Source organism: Comamonas sp. MYb69 (assembly GCF_037479315.1).
Taxonomy (GTDB): domain Bacteria; phylum Pseudomonadota; class Gammaproteobacteria; order Burkholderiales; family Burkholderiaceae_C; genus Comamonas.
The window spans coordinates 175,876-189,466 of record NZ_JBBGZG010000011.1 but is presented as its reverse complement, the minus strand read 5'-3'; the positions used below and the strand labels follow the sequence as shown (position 1 = coordinate 189,466).

Here is a 13,591-nt window from a genome sequence, read left to right as displayed (position 1 = left end):
TCACATCAGGAATATTCAGGCTTTGGCCTGGGCCGGAGCAGCCTGGCGCAAGGGGTGCACGATGGTCACGCCACCAAATTCGGCGCCATGGGGCAGGTGGAGGCTGAGCATCTGCTGGCAGCCACTGTGCTGGGCGCAGGCCACCGCCAGGCAATCGCCAAAGTCCAAGGCATGGCGCGCCTGCACCGCCCAGGCGGTCTCCAAGGTGGCGGCATCGGTTTTCCAGGGCGTCCAGCTTTGGTAGCGGCGGATGGCGGCGCGTGCATCGCCTTGGGGCATGGGGTTGGCCGCCGTGGTGACCTGGTCGTAGAACTCACTCAGCGCCTGGTTGCCGGTGCGGCCGGTGCGGCTGCTCCACAGCAGATCGAGCCAGTCCAAGGTGGCCTGGTAGAGCGTGGCATCGGAGACGTTTTCTGCGGCGACCAGCACCGAGGTATCGACAAACACGGTGCTCATGCGCCCTCCTGCCCTGTCTTGCGGCGGCCGCCGATTTTGCGTGCCGCAGCGGCGCCACCCTGGGGCGTTGCGCCGCCTTGCCAGCTGCGCTCGTCCGTGCGCCAGGCCAGGTAGGCACGCTCGTAGGCGTCCTCGCGCTGCTGGAGCTCGGCCATAAAATCTCCTACCATGCGTGAGACGCTGGTGCCGCGCCTTGCGGCCTCGACCCGTGCCCATTCCAGCACACTGTCTTCCACAGTGATGGTGAGATTTTTCATGCGGCCGATTTTACACGAAATTCGTGCAACACGAATTTCGTGTCGAAAATCCAGACTGCAGCCATCGGACGTTGCGGGCACTATGATCATTGCAGCCAAGCCCTAAGCCATGCCACTTCTCACCGACCTCCTCCCGCAAGCCCCTGTTTCCGCAGATCTGGCAGCCTTGACCCGCTTGCTGCAGCAGCACCGCCCCTGGACCGTGCTGACCGGCGCGGGCGTGAGCACCGGCAGCGGCATCCCCGATTACCGCGATGCGCAAGGCGCCTGGAAGCGCCCTGCCCCGGTGCGCTTTCAGGATTTCATGGCCGAGACACTCACGCGCCAGCGCTACTGGGCGCGCAGCCTGGTCGGCTGGCCGGTGTTCTCGCAGGCCCAGCCCAATGCCGCGCACCAGGCGCTGGCCCGGCTGGAGCAGGCCGGTTATGTCCAAGGCCTGATCACCCAGAACGTCGATGGACTGCACCAGCGCGCGGGCAGCGAGCGGGTGGTGGATCTGCATGGCCGGCTCGACCAGGTGGTCTGCATGGGCTGCGGCCAGCGCCTGGCGCGTACTGATTTCCAGCACCAGCTGCTGGCCGCCAACCCCGATTGGCAGCACCTGAGCGCCAGCGCCGCACCCGATGGCGATGCCGACCTGGCCGGCGTGGACTTTACCGCCTTTCAGGTGCCAGCCTGCCCTGCCTGCGGCGGCATCCTCAAACCCGATGTCGTCTTTTACGGTGAAAACGTGCCAGCCGCGCGCCGCCAGCAAGCCATGGACCACCTGGCTGCCAGCGGCGCACTGCTGGTGGTGGGCAGCTCCTTGATGGTGTATTCGGGCCTGCGCTTTGTGCATGCCGCCAAGCAAGCGGGCCTGCCGGTGGCGGCCATCAACCTGGGCCAGATGCGCGATGACGCGCTGCTGGACCTGAAGCTAGCCCAGGCCTGCGCGCCCGCGCTCAGCAGCCTGGCCGATCTGCTGGCACCCGCCCGCAGCGACTGATATTTTCAGTAACCAAAACCCCCGCCTGCTGCCCCGCCAACGGTAGATGCAGCCGATAGCCTGCAGCTACACTAGCCAGCTTTACAAAGCCCACCCAGCCCCTGACACAGCCTCAAGCGCTGTGAGCGCTCCACTGCATGCCCCCTGCCATCCCCCACCCACTCCAGCCGCACGACCACCAAAAAGCGTTGCGCACCATGCTGGCCTTTGCCTGCCTGTACGCCCTGGCCTGGACCCTCATGCCACCGCTGCTGGCCCCCAGCTTTCCGCTGGATGTGGTCGAGAGCCTGGGCTGGGGCCGCGAATGGCAATGGGGTTACTACAAGCACCCGCCGCTGCCGCCGATTGCGTTGCATGTGTCCTTTCTGGCACTGGGCCGCTGGGGCCCGTTTGCACTGAGCCAGCTGTGCGTGGCGCTGACCTTGTGGCTGGTCTGGCTGACCGCCTGCCGCCTGCTGGGGCGCGAGCGCGCCTTTATCGGCACGGTGCTGACCATGGGCGTGGTCTTCTACACCCGGCCCGCGCTGGAGTTCAACCACAATATTGCGCAGATGCCGTTTTGGGCGGGCATCTGCTACTTCTACCTGGCCGCCTGGCAGGACGACAAGCGCTGGCAATGGCTGATGCTGGGCCTGATGGCGGGCCTGGGGCTGCTGAGCAAATACTCCATCGGCTTGCTGCTGCTCTGCCTGGGCCTGTTTACGGTGCTGAGCCCCGCACGCAGCCTGCTGCGCCGTCCAGGCCCCTGGCTGGCCTTGCTGGTGATGGCGCTGGCGTTTGCGCCGCACCTGCTTTGGCTGCACCACAACGACTGGCTGCCTTTCTCCTATGCCAAGGACCGCTCCAACAGCTCCGGCGAATCGCCGCGCGCCGGCGCGCTGGGCTTTTTGCTGACCCAGCTGCTCAACCACCTGCCGCTCTTGCTGATAGTGCTGTTTGCCTTTTTGCGGCTGCGCTGGTCCAGGCTGCGGCCTGCGGTGTCCGCCCCCTGGCAATGGCACAGCGCCAAGCCGGCCTACCTGTGCCTCATCGCACTGGCCCCCGGTTTGCTTCTGGCGGCCCTGGGCATGGCCCTGGGCCTGCGCCTGCGCGATATGTGGGGCGTGCCGATGTGGCCTTTCAGTGGCGTGCTGGCAGCGGCGCTGATCCCCAGCGCCTGGCTCGCGCCCATGCGCCCCTACCTGCTGCGCGGCACCATCGTGTGGCTCACGTTGATTTCCGTGCTCTGCGGTGTGTATCTGTGGAAGATCTCGGACTTCCGCAGGAGCCCCGTGCGCAGCGACTGGCCTGCCGCCGCGCTGGCTAAGCAGGCCGAGGCCACCTGGGACTCCCTGTCCAGCTGCCCGCTCAATACCGTGGCCAGCGATGCCTGGACTGGAGGCCTCGTCGCCATCGGCGCCCAAAGCCAGCCCTCGGTGCTGATCCCGGGTGACCCGCGCCATTCGCCCTGGGCCACGGCCGAGCGCCTGCAGCAGCATGGTGCGCTGCAGATCTGGCAGGCGCAAGAAGATGCGGATCGGGATGCACCCACTGGGCCGTATCCGGTACTGGATGGGCTGCAAGGCATGCGCATGCACGAGGGCGCCTGGAGCATTCCCTGGCCCCGGGGCCAGAGCCGCGCCCAGCTGGTGGTGCAGTGGCAGGCCTATGTGCCGGCAGCCTGCGAGCGCCACTGAGCAGCCGGTGCTGCCCCTGTCTTGGTGACGCGGGGCGGCGTCAAGCCGTTGGGCTTTAGCGCTTGATGCGCATCTCGGCTGCGCGCGCGTGGCCTTGCAGGCCTTCGCCATAGGCCAGCACCGCCGCGGTCTTGCCCAGCACCTGGGCGCCCGCCTCGCTCACCTCGATCAGGCTGGAGCGCTTTTGGAAGTCATAGACACCCAGCGGCGACGAGAAACGCGCGGTGCCGCTGGTGGGCAGCACATGGTTGGGGCCTGCGCAGTAGTCGCCCAGGCTTTCGCTGGTGTAGGCACCCAGGAAGATTGCGCCCGCATGCTTGAGCAAGGGCTCCCAGCGGTGCGGATCGCGGCTGGAGACTTCCAAGTGCTCGGGCGCAATGCGGTTGCTCAGCACGCAGGCCTCTTCCATGTCACGCGTCAAAATCAGCGCGCCCCGGTCGGACAGGCTCTTGGCAATGATGGCCTTGCGCGGCATCTCGGGCAGCAGGCGGTCGATTTCGCGCTGCACGGCATCCAGGTAGGCGGCATCGGGGCAAAGCAGAATCGACTGCGCCAGCTCATCGTGCTCGGCCTGCGAGAACAGGTCCATAGCCACCCAGTCTGGCGGCGTCGAGCCATCGGCCAGCACCAGAATTTCGCTGGGGCCGGCAATCATGTCGATGCCCACCAGGCCAAACACGCGCTTTTTGGCGCTGGCCACATAGGCATTGCCCGGGCCGGTGATCTTGTCCACCTTGGGGATGGTGGCCGTGCCGTAGGCCAGCGCCGCCACGGCCTGTGCGCCGCCAATGGTGAAGGCGCGGTGTACGCCCGCCACATAGGCCGCAGCCAGCACCAGCGGGTTCTTCACACCCTGGGGCGTGGGCACCACCATGATGATGTCTTCCACACCGGCCACATGGGCGGGGATGGCATTCATCAGCACGCTGCTGGGGTAGGCGGCCTTGCCCCCTGGCACATAGATTCCCACGCGGTCCAGCGGCGTGACCTTCTGGCCCAGCAAGGTGCCGTCTTCGTCACGGTAGCTCCAGCTCTCGCCATTGGCCTTTTTCTGGGCCTCGTGGTAGCTGCGCACACGGCGGGCTGCGGATTCGAGCGCCTCGCGCTGCTCAGTGGGCAGGCCCTCAAAGGCGGCCTTGAGCTCTTGCTTGCTCAACTCCAGCGCAGCCATGCTGCTCACCTGCAGGCCATCAAAGCGCGCGGTGTAGTCCAGCACGGCGGCATCGCCCCGCTTTTGCACATCCGCCAGGATATCGGCCACCCGCTGCTCAATGGCAGCATCCGTGTCTGCCGACCAATGCAGGCGCTGAGCAAAATCATGCTCAAACTGGGCATCGGTGGTTGACAGACGGGCGGGGGTGGCAACGAATTCCATAGTGATTACCTTCTGACTCAGACACTTTTCAAACAGGCAGGTGCCAGCCTGGGGGATGGTAGGTGCGGCTTAGCTGTTCTGGGCCACGCCGGCGGCGAACACATCGATGATATGGCGCAGGCGCTTTTGCTTGAGCTTGAGCGCCGCCTGGTTCACCACCAGGTGGGAGCTGATGTCGATAATGTGCTCGACTTCCTGCAGGTGGTTGGCGCGCAGGGTATTGCCGGTGCTCACCAGGTCAACGATGGCATCGGCCAGGCCGGTCAGCGGCGCCAGCTCCATGCTGCCGTAGAGCTTGATCAGGTCCACGTGCACGCCCTTGCGCGCAAAGAACTCGCGGGCGATCTGCGGGTACTTGGTGGCCACGCGCAGCCGTGCGCCGCGCTTGACCGCCTGGGCATAGTCAAAATCATTGCGCACCGCCACGCTCACGCGGCACTTGGCGATCTGCAGATCGAGCGGCTGGAAGAGACCCTCGCCGCCATGCTCGAGCAAGGTGTCCTTGCCGGTCACGCCCAGGTCGGCGCCGCCGTATTGCACATAGGTGGGCACATCGGAGGCGCGCACCAGCACCACCTGCACATCGGGCTGGGTGGTGGCAAAAATCAGCTTGCGCGACTTTTCGGGGTCTTCGAGCACCTCGATGCCTGCAGCGGCCAGCAGCGGCAGGGTTTCGTCAAAAATGCGGCCTTTGGAGAGGGCCAAGGTGATCATGGTGGTGTTGTCCATGGGGCACTTTCGCCAGCGGCAGCCTGCGCATCCTTGCCGGATGGGGCTGGGCCAGCCTGGGTTGATACAAGAAAAATCAGGCCTGCTGGGCAGCCCACTCGGCAGGGGTGTGCGTCTTCATCGACAGTGCATGCACCTCATCGGTATGCATCTTCTGGCCCAAGGTGGCGTAGACCAGCTGGTGGCGCTGGATCAGGCGCTTGCCTTCAAAGGCAGGCGACACGATGGTGGCAAACCAGTGGCGGCCGTCGCCCTCCAGCGCAATATGTTCGCAGGCCAGGCCGGCGGTGATGATGTCTTTGAGGTCCTCAGCAGTCATTGCACGCTCTCACTTAGTCGGTTCTAAATGCCTGCCAGCCGGTCCGTGGGGCGGGCTGCTGGCCAGGCGACTGCAGCCACGCGTGGGCTGCAGCCAATGTTCATCAGTTGCGGATCTTGTAGCCGGTGCGCAGCAGCTGCACCGCCAATGCACTCACCAGCAGCCAGGCGACCGCCACAATACCCAGGCTCAGCCAGGGCGAGGTGTCGCTCTGGCCAAAAAAGCCATAGCGGAAGCCGTCGATCATGTAGAAGAACGGGTTCAGGTGGCTGACCTTTTGCCAGAACGGGGGCAGCGACTGGATCGAATAGAACACGCCCGACAGAAAGGTCATCGGCACGATCACAAAGTTCTGGAACGCAGCCATCTGGTCGAACTTGTCCGCCCACAGGCCCGCCAGCAGGCCCAGCGTGCCCATCAGGCCCGCGCCCAGCACGGCAAACATCAGCACCCAGGGCAGCGATGCAAAATGCGGTGGCGCGAAGAACAAGGTGATCACATAGACACCCAGGCCGACGGCCAGACCCCGCACGATGGAGGCGCCGACAAAGGCAAAGAACCAGCCCCAGTGCGACAGCGGCGTCAGCAGCACAAACACCAGGCTGCCCATGATCTTGCTTTGCACCAGGCTCGACGAGCTGTTGGCAAAGGCGTTTTGCAGCAGGCTCATCATCACCAGGCCCGGCACCAGGAAAGCGGTGTAGCTGACATCGCTGAACACGGTCACGCGGCCTTGCAGCACATGGCCAAAGATCAGCAGGTAGAGCACAGCGGTCAGCACCGGCGCGGCCACGGTCTGGAAGCTCACCTTCCAAAAACGCAGCACTTCTTTGTAAAACAGGGTTTGCCAGCCGCTCATCGTGCCACTCCCGCACCCAGTTGCGTGGTGGCATGGTCCACCACGGCATCGCGCGCCATCACTTGCAAGAACACATCCTCCAGATCCGCGCGGCGGATCTCCAGGTCTTCCACCACCACACCTGCCGTGCGCAGCTGGGCGAGGATGCGCTCCACATCCGCTGCGCTGCTGGCGGGCAACTGCACAATGCGGCCGGTGATGCGCGCCTGGGCGGCCAGATCGGCCGGCAGCAGGCCATCGGTCTTGAACTGCAGCACGTTCGAGGAGCTGCCCTGCAGCAGCTCGGCCATGGTCGACAGCGCCACCACATGGCCCGAGCGCAGCATCGCAATGCGGTTGCACAGCGCTTCGGCCTCTTCCAGGTAATGGGTGGTGAGCAGCACCGTATGGCCTTGCTTGTTGAGCTTGCTGACGAACTGCCACAAGGTCTGGCGCAGCTCCACATCGACGCCTGCCGTGGGCTCATCGAGCACGATGATCGGCGGCTTGTGCACCAGCGCCTGGGCCACCAGCACGCGGCGCTTCATGCCGCCGCTCAGCTGGCGCATATTGGCCGTGGCCTTGTCGGCCAGACCCAGGCTCTCGAGCAGCTCATCGATCCAGGCATCGTTGTTCTTCACACCGAAATAGCCCGACTGGATGCGCAGCGACTCGCGCACATTGAAAAAGGGATCAAAAACCAGCTCCTGCGGCACGATACCGAGCTTGCGGCGCGCGTTGGCGTAATCCTCGCGCACATCGCTGCCCAGCACCTTGACGGAGCCACTGCTGGCGCGGGCCAGGCCGGCCAGAATACTGATCATGGTGGTCTTGCCCGCGCCGTTGGGGCCGAGCAGGCCAAAGAACTCCCCTTCCTCGATATCGAGGCTGACGTTGTTCAATGCCTGGAAGGGCCCCTTGGCGGTCTGGTAGACCTTGGAGACGGATTGGAATGCGATGGCGGACATGAGTCGGCCATTGTAGGCGCAGCGGCCAGATGGCGCTGTCCTGGGGATTCAGCGCTCAGCCGGCGGTGGTCAGCAGGCCATCGACACCATAGAGGCGGGCCAGCGACAGCAGCGGCGCGGACACGCCGCGCATCTCAAAGGGCCGGCCGGCCCCCAGTGCCGCGCGCCGGCTGCCCAGCATCACCGCCAGCGCCGACGAGTCAAACACCGCCAAGGCACTGGCATCGATCTGCACCACAGCCCCCGCTGGCAGCTGCGCCATGCCCGCCTGCAAGTGCTGCAGGCAGGCCTGTGCCTGGTCATGGGTCAAGGTCGAAGGCAGGCTGAGCGCGGCCATGCTTACTTGCCTGCGTTGGCCTTGTTGCGGGCAGCGATCGAGTCGATCAAGGTCTGCGGGCTGCCACCGGGCTTGTTCAACTCTTCCTGGAACTGGTTGCGGTAGGTCTCCACCATCCAGATGCCCATCACGTTCAGGTTGTAGATCTTCCAGCCCATGCCCTGGCCCGGCGTCTTTTGCAGGCGGTAGTCCAGCTGGATCGGGTCACCACGGCCCAGGATCTCGGAGCGCACCACCACCTCTTTGTCGCCTGCCTGCATGCGCACCGGCTTGACATTGATGGTCTGGTTGCTCACCTGGTGCAGCGCACCGGCGTAGGTGTTGACCATCAGCTTCTTGAACTCATCTTGCAGTTGCTGCTGCTGCGCAGCCGTGGCCGTGCGCCACTTGGGGCCAACGGCCGAAGCCATCATGCGGCGGAAATCCACATTGGGCATGACCACGCTGTCGACATACGAGGTGATCTTGGAGACATCACCACCGCGGATGGACTGGTCGGTCTTCAAGGTGTTGAGCACCTCGTCCGAGAGTTGCTTGATCATGGCGTCGGGCGCCATGTCGGCGGCGCTGGCCACCAGAGGGGCCGATGCCATGCAGGCCACGGCAGCCACTGCGGCGGAGTACTGCACCCATGCGCGACGATTGAACATATGCTTTCCTTTCAGCCCAGGTCTGCGATTCAGACTCAGAGCACTTTTGATACTGAGGCGGCCATGCAGTTGCATGCACCGCTCTATTTCTTGTAAGTCTTTATAACGCCGGCTTATTTGACGCCGCCCTGGGGCTGGGGGTCTGCGGCCGACTCGTTCATCCACTGGGTCTCGTCCTCGTCCTCAGCGGACTGGCTGGCGTTCTGGCGCAGCTGCAGGTAGGCGTCACGGGTGAAGCTGTACTTGTCGAGTGCCGCAGACTGCACCAGCGACGTGGTGCCCAGCAGGTTGGCGCGGGTGTTGACGATGCGCAGACCGGTCAGCGAGTTGCGCACCGGCACATCGTTGATCGAGCTGACCACATTGCCTTGCCAGTCCACCACCATGCCGGCGGAGTCACGGATGGTCGAGGGGCCCAGCAAAGGCCAGACGATATAGGCACCGGCGGGCATGCCGTAGCGTGCCAGGGTCAGGCCAAAGTCCTGCTTGTGGCGCTCGATGTCCATCTCGCTGGCGATGTCGATCAGACCGCCCAGACCAAACACGGTGTTGGTAGTAAAGCGCACCACGCTGTTGTAGGTGCCCTCGCCCTTGAGCTGCAGCGCGTTGTTCACGGCCGACCACAGGTCACCCAGGTTGGCGAAGAAGTTGGTCACGGCGGTGCGCACCACAGTCGGCGTCACATCGCGGTAGCCGGTGGCCACGGGCTCGAGCACCGCGCTGTCGACGGCATCGTTGAAGCTGAACATCGCCCGGTTGTAGGGCTCCAGCGGGTCGCGGGGGTTGGCGCCAGGGCCGCTGGCGCAGCCGGCCAGCAGCGCAGCCAGGCCCAGGGAGGAGGCCAGCATCCAGGTGCGGGCTGGGAGGTGGATTGGATAACGCATCATCGTTCTCTTTTTTTGCTTGTGTTATTCGGCGGCTTTGGGTGCGGAGCTCTCTGAGGCCTTGCCATACAGGAACTGGCCGATCAGATTTTCCAGCACGATGGCAGATTGTGTATTGGTGACGGTATCACCACTGACCAAGGGCTTTTCATCAAAGCCGGCCTCCACGCCCACGTACTGGTCGCCCAGCAGGCCGCTGGTCAGGATCTTGAACGAGCTGTCCTTGGGAAAGGCGTAGCCATTGGTCAGCTCGATATGGACATCGGCCTGGAAGGTCTGGTCATTGAAGCCAATGCTTTTGACACGGCCGACCTTGACGCCGGCGCTGCGCACGGCGGCCTGCGGCTTCAAGCCGCCAATGTTGTCAAAGCGGGCGGTGACCTCATAGCCTTTGTTGAAATCCAGGGTCAGCAGATTGCCTGCGCGCAAGGCCAGGAACACCAGCGCGGCAGCGCCCAGCATGACAAACAGGCCAACCCAGATATCGGTTTTGGAGGGCTGCATATGCGAATCCGTTTCTCTTTTCTCTATCTACAGGGCAGGCGTCAGATGCTGAACATCATGGCCGTGAGCATGAAGTCCAGCGCCAACACCGACAACGAGGCCATGACCACGGTGCGCGTGGTGGCACGCGAGACACCTTCGGGAGTGGGCTTGGCGACAAAGCCTTGGAGCAAGGCGACAAAGGTCACCGTGATGCCAAAGACGATGCTCTTGATCACGCCGTTGCCCAGATCCTGGAACACATCGACACCGCTTTGCATCTGGCCCCAGAAAGCGCCGCCATCGATGCCCAGCATCAATACGCCAACAATCCAGCCGCCCATGATGCCGACGGCACTGAACACCGCCGCCAGCAGCGGCATCGCAATCAGGCCGGCCCAAAAGCGCGGCGCCAGAATGCGCTCGATCGGATTGACGGCCATCATCTCCATGGCCGAGAGCTGCTCGCCCGCCTTCATCAGGCCAATCTCGGCCGTCAATGCGGTGCCGGCACGGCCAGCAAACAGCAGCGCCGTCACCACCGGGCCCAGCTCGCGCAGCAGGGTCAGCGCCACCATCATGCCCACGGCCTCGGCCGAGCCGTAGCGCTGCAGGATGTAGTAGCCCTGCAGCCCCAGCACAAAGCCGACGAAGAGGCCCGAGACGCCAATGATGGCCAGCGAATAATTGCCCAAAAAGTGGATCTGGTCGCGCAGCAGGCCCGGACGCTTGAGCACATAGCCCAGCCCGGCGACCAGGCGCAGCAGCAGGCGCGTGGCCTGGCCCACCGCCGCAGCCTTGGAGCGCAGCGCAAAACCGATATCAGCAGGGTGCCACCAACGCATCAGCGGCCTCCCTTCTTGGCGGCGCCAGGGCCAAAATCTTCATCGATGCTGGGCCCTTGCACATGGAAAGGCACCGGCCCCTGCGCCAGCGCGTTGACAAACTGGTGCACGAGCGGGTCGCTGCTGGCACGCACCTCATCGGGCGTACCCTGCGCGGCCACCACCCCAGGGCCCAGGATGATCACCTGGTCGGCCAGTTTGAAGGTCTCTTCCAGATCGTGCGAGACGATGATGCTGGTCAGGCCCAGCGCGTCGTTGAGCTCGCGGATCAGCTGCGCCGAGGTGCCCAGCGAAATCGGGTCGAGACCGGCAAAGGGCTCGTCGTACATGATGAATTCCGGGTCCAGCGCCATGGCACGGGCCAGCGCCACGCGCCGGGCCATGCCGCCGGAGATCTGCGAGGGCATCAAATCGCGCGCGCCGCGCAGGCCCACGGCCTGCAGCTTCATCAGCACAATGTCGCGCACCATCGCATCGGACAGCTGGGTGTGTTCGCTCAGCGGAAAAGCCACGTTCTCGAACACCGTCATATCGGTGAACAGCGCGCCAAACTGGAACAACATGCCCATGCGGCGCCGCGCGGCATAGAGCTGCGCCTGGCTCATCGCCCCCACATCCTGGCCGTCGAGCAACACCTGGCCGGCCTGGGCGCGGGCCTGGCCGCCAATCAGGCGCAGCACCGTGGTTTTGCCGCCACCGGATGCGCCCATCAGCGCAGTCACCTTCCCACGCGGGATGGTCAGCGACACATCACGCAAGATGGTGCGGTCACCATAGCCAAAGGTGACATTGCGCAGTTCGACAAGAGGTGGTGAGGCAGAAGATTGCATAGAAAAGCCGGCAACATCCGGCATCGTCATCATAAGAGGGGGCAGGGCTCTTTTCTGTAGTCAGTTGCCGCAGCGCAAGCCATCAAGCTTACCGCTTGTAACAAACATTCATGAATGTATTTATATAGCCAGATCGTAACCCGGACGGGCTAAGCCCCGCAAGGCAACAGGCTATTGCCGTCGCTTGCCTGATCGGGCAAGTCTTCAGCATCGCACAGGCAGCCTCTTGGCCCGTTGTTCACAGCGTCAACAACAGTGAGAAGCGCCCACGATTAAAGCATATTGTCCAAAAAGGAACGAATGCGGGGATGGCTGCAGTCCTCGAAGAAGGCGCGCGCAGGCTTGGCCTCGATCAGGGCGCCCTGGTCCATGAACACCACGGTATTGGCCACCTCGCGGGCAAAGCCCATTTCGTGGGTGACCACCAGCATGGTCATGTGCTCCTCGGCGAGCTGGCGCATGGTGCGCAGCACTTCGCCGGTCAGCTCCGGGTCCAGCGCCGAGGTGGGCTCGTCAAACAGCATGATGTCCGGCTCCATCGCCAGCGCCCGGGCAATGGCCACGCGCTGTTTTTGGCCGCCCGACAACCGTGCCGGATAGGCATCGGCCTTCTCCAGCAGACCGACCTTGCGCAGCAGCTCCTGGGCCTTGGGCATGATCTGCTCGCGCGTCAGGCCCTTGACGACCATCGGTGCCTCGGTGATGTTGTCGATCACCGACAGATGTGGGAACAGGTTGAAGCCCTGGAAGACCATGCCCATGCGGCGCAAAATGGCGCGCATCTGGGCCTCGGGTGCGTACTGGGCCTGGCCCTGGGCATTGGTACTGACCAAGGTCTGGCCCTCGACCACGACCGAGCCCGAATCGATCACTTCGAGGTGGTTCAAGCAGCGCAAAAAGGTGCTCTTGCCCGAACCCGAGGGCCCGATCACCGCCATCACCTCGCCCTTGTGGATATCGAGCGAGACGCGCTTGAGCACCTCGTTGCCGTTGAAGGCCTTGCAGATATCGCGCGCCTGCACCATCACCGGGGTGCCCATGTCATTGCCTGTCATCGCCATTCTCCTGCGCTGTTCGCCGTTGCCGCTTTCCATCCACCGACCGCTACCAGCCACTTATGCGTCGTATTTCGCATAGCGCTTTTCCAGTCGGTTGAAGCCCCAGGTCAGCACCAGGGTCATCAGCAGGTAGAAGGCGGCCGCCACCACAAAGGGCGTGGTCGTGAAGTCGCGCTGCACAATGCCACGCGCGGCGCGCAGCAGGTCGTTGAGAGCGAGCACATAGATCAGCGAGGTGTCCTTGACCAGGGTGATGGTCTCGTTGCTGACCGGCGGCAAAATGGTGCGCACCATCTGCGGCAGCACAATGCGGCGCATGGTCTGGCTGTAGGACAGGCCCAGCACCTTCGCGCCTTCGTACTGGCCCCGGTCCACGCTCTGGATACCGGCGCGGAAGATCTCGGCAAAATAGGCCGCGTAGTTCAGCGCGAATGCCACGACGGCCGAGGGGAAGTCCGGCAGGCGCACGCCAATCACCGGCACAAAGGGCAGCGCGAAATAGATGAACAGCAGCTGCAGCATCAGCGGCGTGCCGCGCATCAGCCAGATATAGGCCTCGACAAAGCGCGCCAGCGCCTTGAAGCGCGAGATGCGCGCCAACGCCAGGGCCAGACCCAGTGGCACCGACAGCGCCAGGGTGATGAAAAACAGCTTGAGAGTCACCAGGGCGCCGTTGGACAGCGGCCCCAGCATTGAAATTACATAATCCATCGATGGCCTTCACGGTGGCAGCGGCTTCGCGGGCTTCGCTGCCACAGGCACGAGCGCCTTGGAACGCGTTGGCGCTCCTGGTCTGGCACTCCTGTCAAAAAAATCCGTTCTGGCCGCCGGGCAGCGCCCAGCGCTGCGGCGGCCATGGGCTGCGCCCAAAAGCACAAGACCGGCACGCTGTGCCGGCCCG

17 protein-coding genes are annotated in these 13,591 nt (G+C 64.1%); 2 read left to right on the top strand and 15 right to left on the bottom strand.

Annotation, left to right across the window (positions count from 1 at the left end):
- Positions 1–15: 15 nt before the first annotated feature.
- Together WH303_RS16425 and WH303_RS16420 are read right to left on the bottom strand one after the other, a co-directional pair.
- Entirely contained in the window at positions 16–456 is a 441-nt protein-coding gene (locus tag WH303_RS16425; protein ID WP_027010709.1) for a PIN domain-containing protein, read from the bottom strand.
- Positions 453–713, bottom strand: coding sequence for a DUF6364 family protein (locus tag WH303_RS16420; RefSeq protein WP_027010710.1), 261 nt, complete (start codon positions 711–713; stop codon positions 453–455). Before WH303_RS16420 ends, WH303_RS16425 begins: the two co-directional genes overlap by 4 nt.
- 109 nt (positions 714–822) lie before the next feature.
- Here WH303_RS16420 and WH303_RS16415 point away from each other — a divergent pair, with 109 nt between their 5' ends.
- Positions 823–1,698 carry an NAD-dependent protein deacetylase gene (locus WH303_RS16415; RefSeq protein WP_052329839.1) on the top strand — a complete coding sequence of 292 codons (876 nt, stop codon included), beginning with the start codon at positions 823–825 and terminating at the stop codon, positions 1,696–1,698.
- Between the two features lie 137 nt (positions 1,699–1,835).
- Positions 1,836–3,374, top strand: coding sequence for a glycosyltransferase family 39 protein (locus WH303_RS16410; protein WP_339519800.1), 1,539 nt, complete (start codon positions 1,836–1,838; stop codon positions 3,372–3,374).
- Between the two features lie 55 nt (positions 3,375–3,429).
- On the opposite strand, the gene hisD is transcribed toward WH303_RS16410, so the two are convergent.
- The 13 genes from hisD to WH303_RS16345 form a co-directional block, all read right to left on the bottom strand.
- Complete coding sequence (gene hisD / locus WH303_RS16405) at positions 3,430–4,749, bottom strand: histidinol dehydrogenase (RefSeq protein ID WP_339519799.1); 1,320 nt, start codon at positions 4,747–4,749, stop codon at positions 3,430–3,432.
- 69 nt (positions 4,750–4,818) lie between these two features.
- Positions 4,819–5,463, bottom strand: coding sequence for an ATP phosphoribosyltransferase (gene hisG / locus WH303_RS16400; RefSeq protein WP_027010712.1), 645 nt, complete (start codon positions 5,461–5,463; stop codon positions 4,819–4,821).
- A gap of 91 nt (positions 5,464–5,554) precedes the next feature.
- Complete coding sequence (locus tag WH303_RS16395) at positions 5,555–5,797, bottom strand: BolA family protein (RefSeq protein WP_021026078.1); 243 nt, start codon at positions 5,795–5,797, stop codon at positions 5,555–5,557.
- Positions 5,798–5,900: 103 nt separating this feature from the next.
- The gene (locus WH303_RS16390; RefSeq protein ID WP_021026079.1) at positions 5,901–6,656 is read right to left on the bottom strand and encodes an ABC transporter permease; all 756 of its coding nucleotides are present in this window, start codon (positions 6,654–6,656) and stop codon (positions 5,901–5,903) included.
- Complete coding sequence (locus WH303_RS16385; RefSeq protein ID WP_021026080.1) at positions 6,653–7,603, bottom strand: ABC transporter ATP-binding protein; 951 nt, start codon at positions 7,601–7,603, stop codon at positions 6,653–6,655. Before WH303_RS16385 ends, WH303_RS16390 begins: the two co-directional genes overlap by 4 nt.
- Before the next feature lie 55 nt (positions 7,604–7,658).
- Positions 7,659–7,940 (bottom strand): STAS domain-containing protein, encoded by a 282-nt coding sequence (locus WH303_RS16380; RefSeq protein WP_339519798.1) that lies wholly within the window; start codon positions 7,938–7,940, stop codon positions 7,659–7,661.
- A 2-nt stretch (positions 7,941–7,942) separates the two neighbouring features.
- On the bottom strand, positions 7,943–8,590 hold the full coding sequence (locus tag WH303_RS16375; RefSeq protein ID WP_021026082.1) for an MlaC/ttg2D family ABC transporter substrate-binding protein: 648 nt from the start codon (positions 8,588–8,590) through the stop codon (positions 7,943–7,945).
- Between the two features lie 113 nt (positions 8,591–8,703).
- Positions 8,704–9,474 (bottom strand): MlaA family lipoprotein, encoded by a 771-nt coding sequence (locus tag WH303_RS16370; protein ID WP_339519796.1) that lies wholly within the window; start codon positions 9,472–9,474, stop codon positions 8,704–8,706.
- A gap of 24 nt (positions 9,475–9,498) precedes the next feature.
- Positions 9,499–9,978 (bottom strand): outer membrane lipid asymmetry maintenance protein MlaD, encoded by a 480-nt coding sequence (gene mlaD / locus WH303_RS16365; RefSeq protein WP_021026084.1) that lies wholly within the window; start codon positions 9,976–9,978, stop codon positions 9,499–9,501.
- Positions 9,979–10,019: 41 nt separating this feature from the next.
- Positions 10,020–10,802, bottom strand: coding sequence for a lipid asymmetry maintenance ABC transporter permease subunit MlaE (mlaE, locus tag WH303_RS16360; protein WP_021026085.1), 783 nt, complete (start codon positions 10,800–10,802; stop codon positions 10,020–10,022).
- Entirely contained in the window at positions 10,802–11,632 is an 831-nt protein-coding gene (locus WH303_RS16355) for an ABC transporter ATP-binding protein (protein ID WP_339519795.1), read from the bottom strand. Before WH303_RS16355 ends, mlaE begins: the two co-directional genes overlap by 1 nt.
- A 272-nt stretch (positions 11,633–11,904) precedes the next feature.
- The gene (locus WH303_RS16350; protein WP_445228051.1) at positions 11,905–12,693 is read right to left on the bottom strand and encodes an amino acid ABC transporter ATP-binding protein; all 789 of its coding nucleotides are present in this window, start codon (positions 12,691–12,693) and stop codon (positions 11,905–11,907) included.
- Between the two features lie 54 nt (positions 12,694–12,747).
- Positions 12,748–13,401: an amino acid ABC transporter permease gene (locus tag WH303_RS16345; protein ID WP_021026088.1), complete on the bottom strand. Its 654-nt coding sequence runs from the start codon at positions 13,399–13,401 to the stop codon at positions 12,748–12,750.
- Positions 13,402–13,591 lie beyond the last annotated feature (190 nt).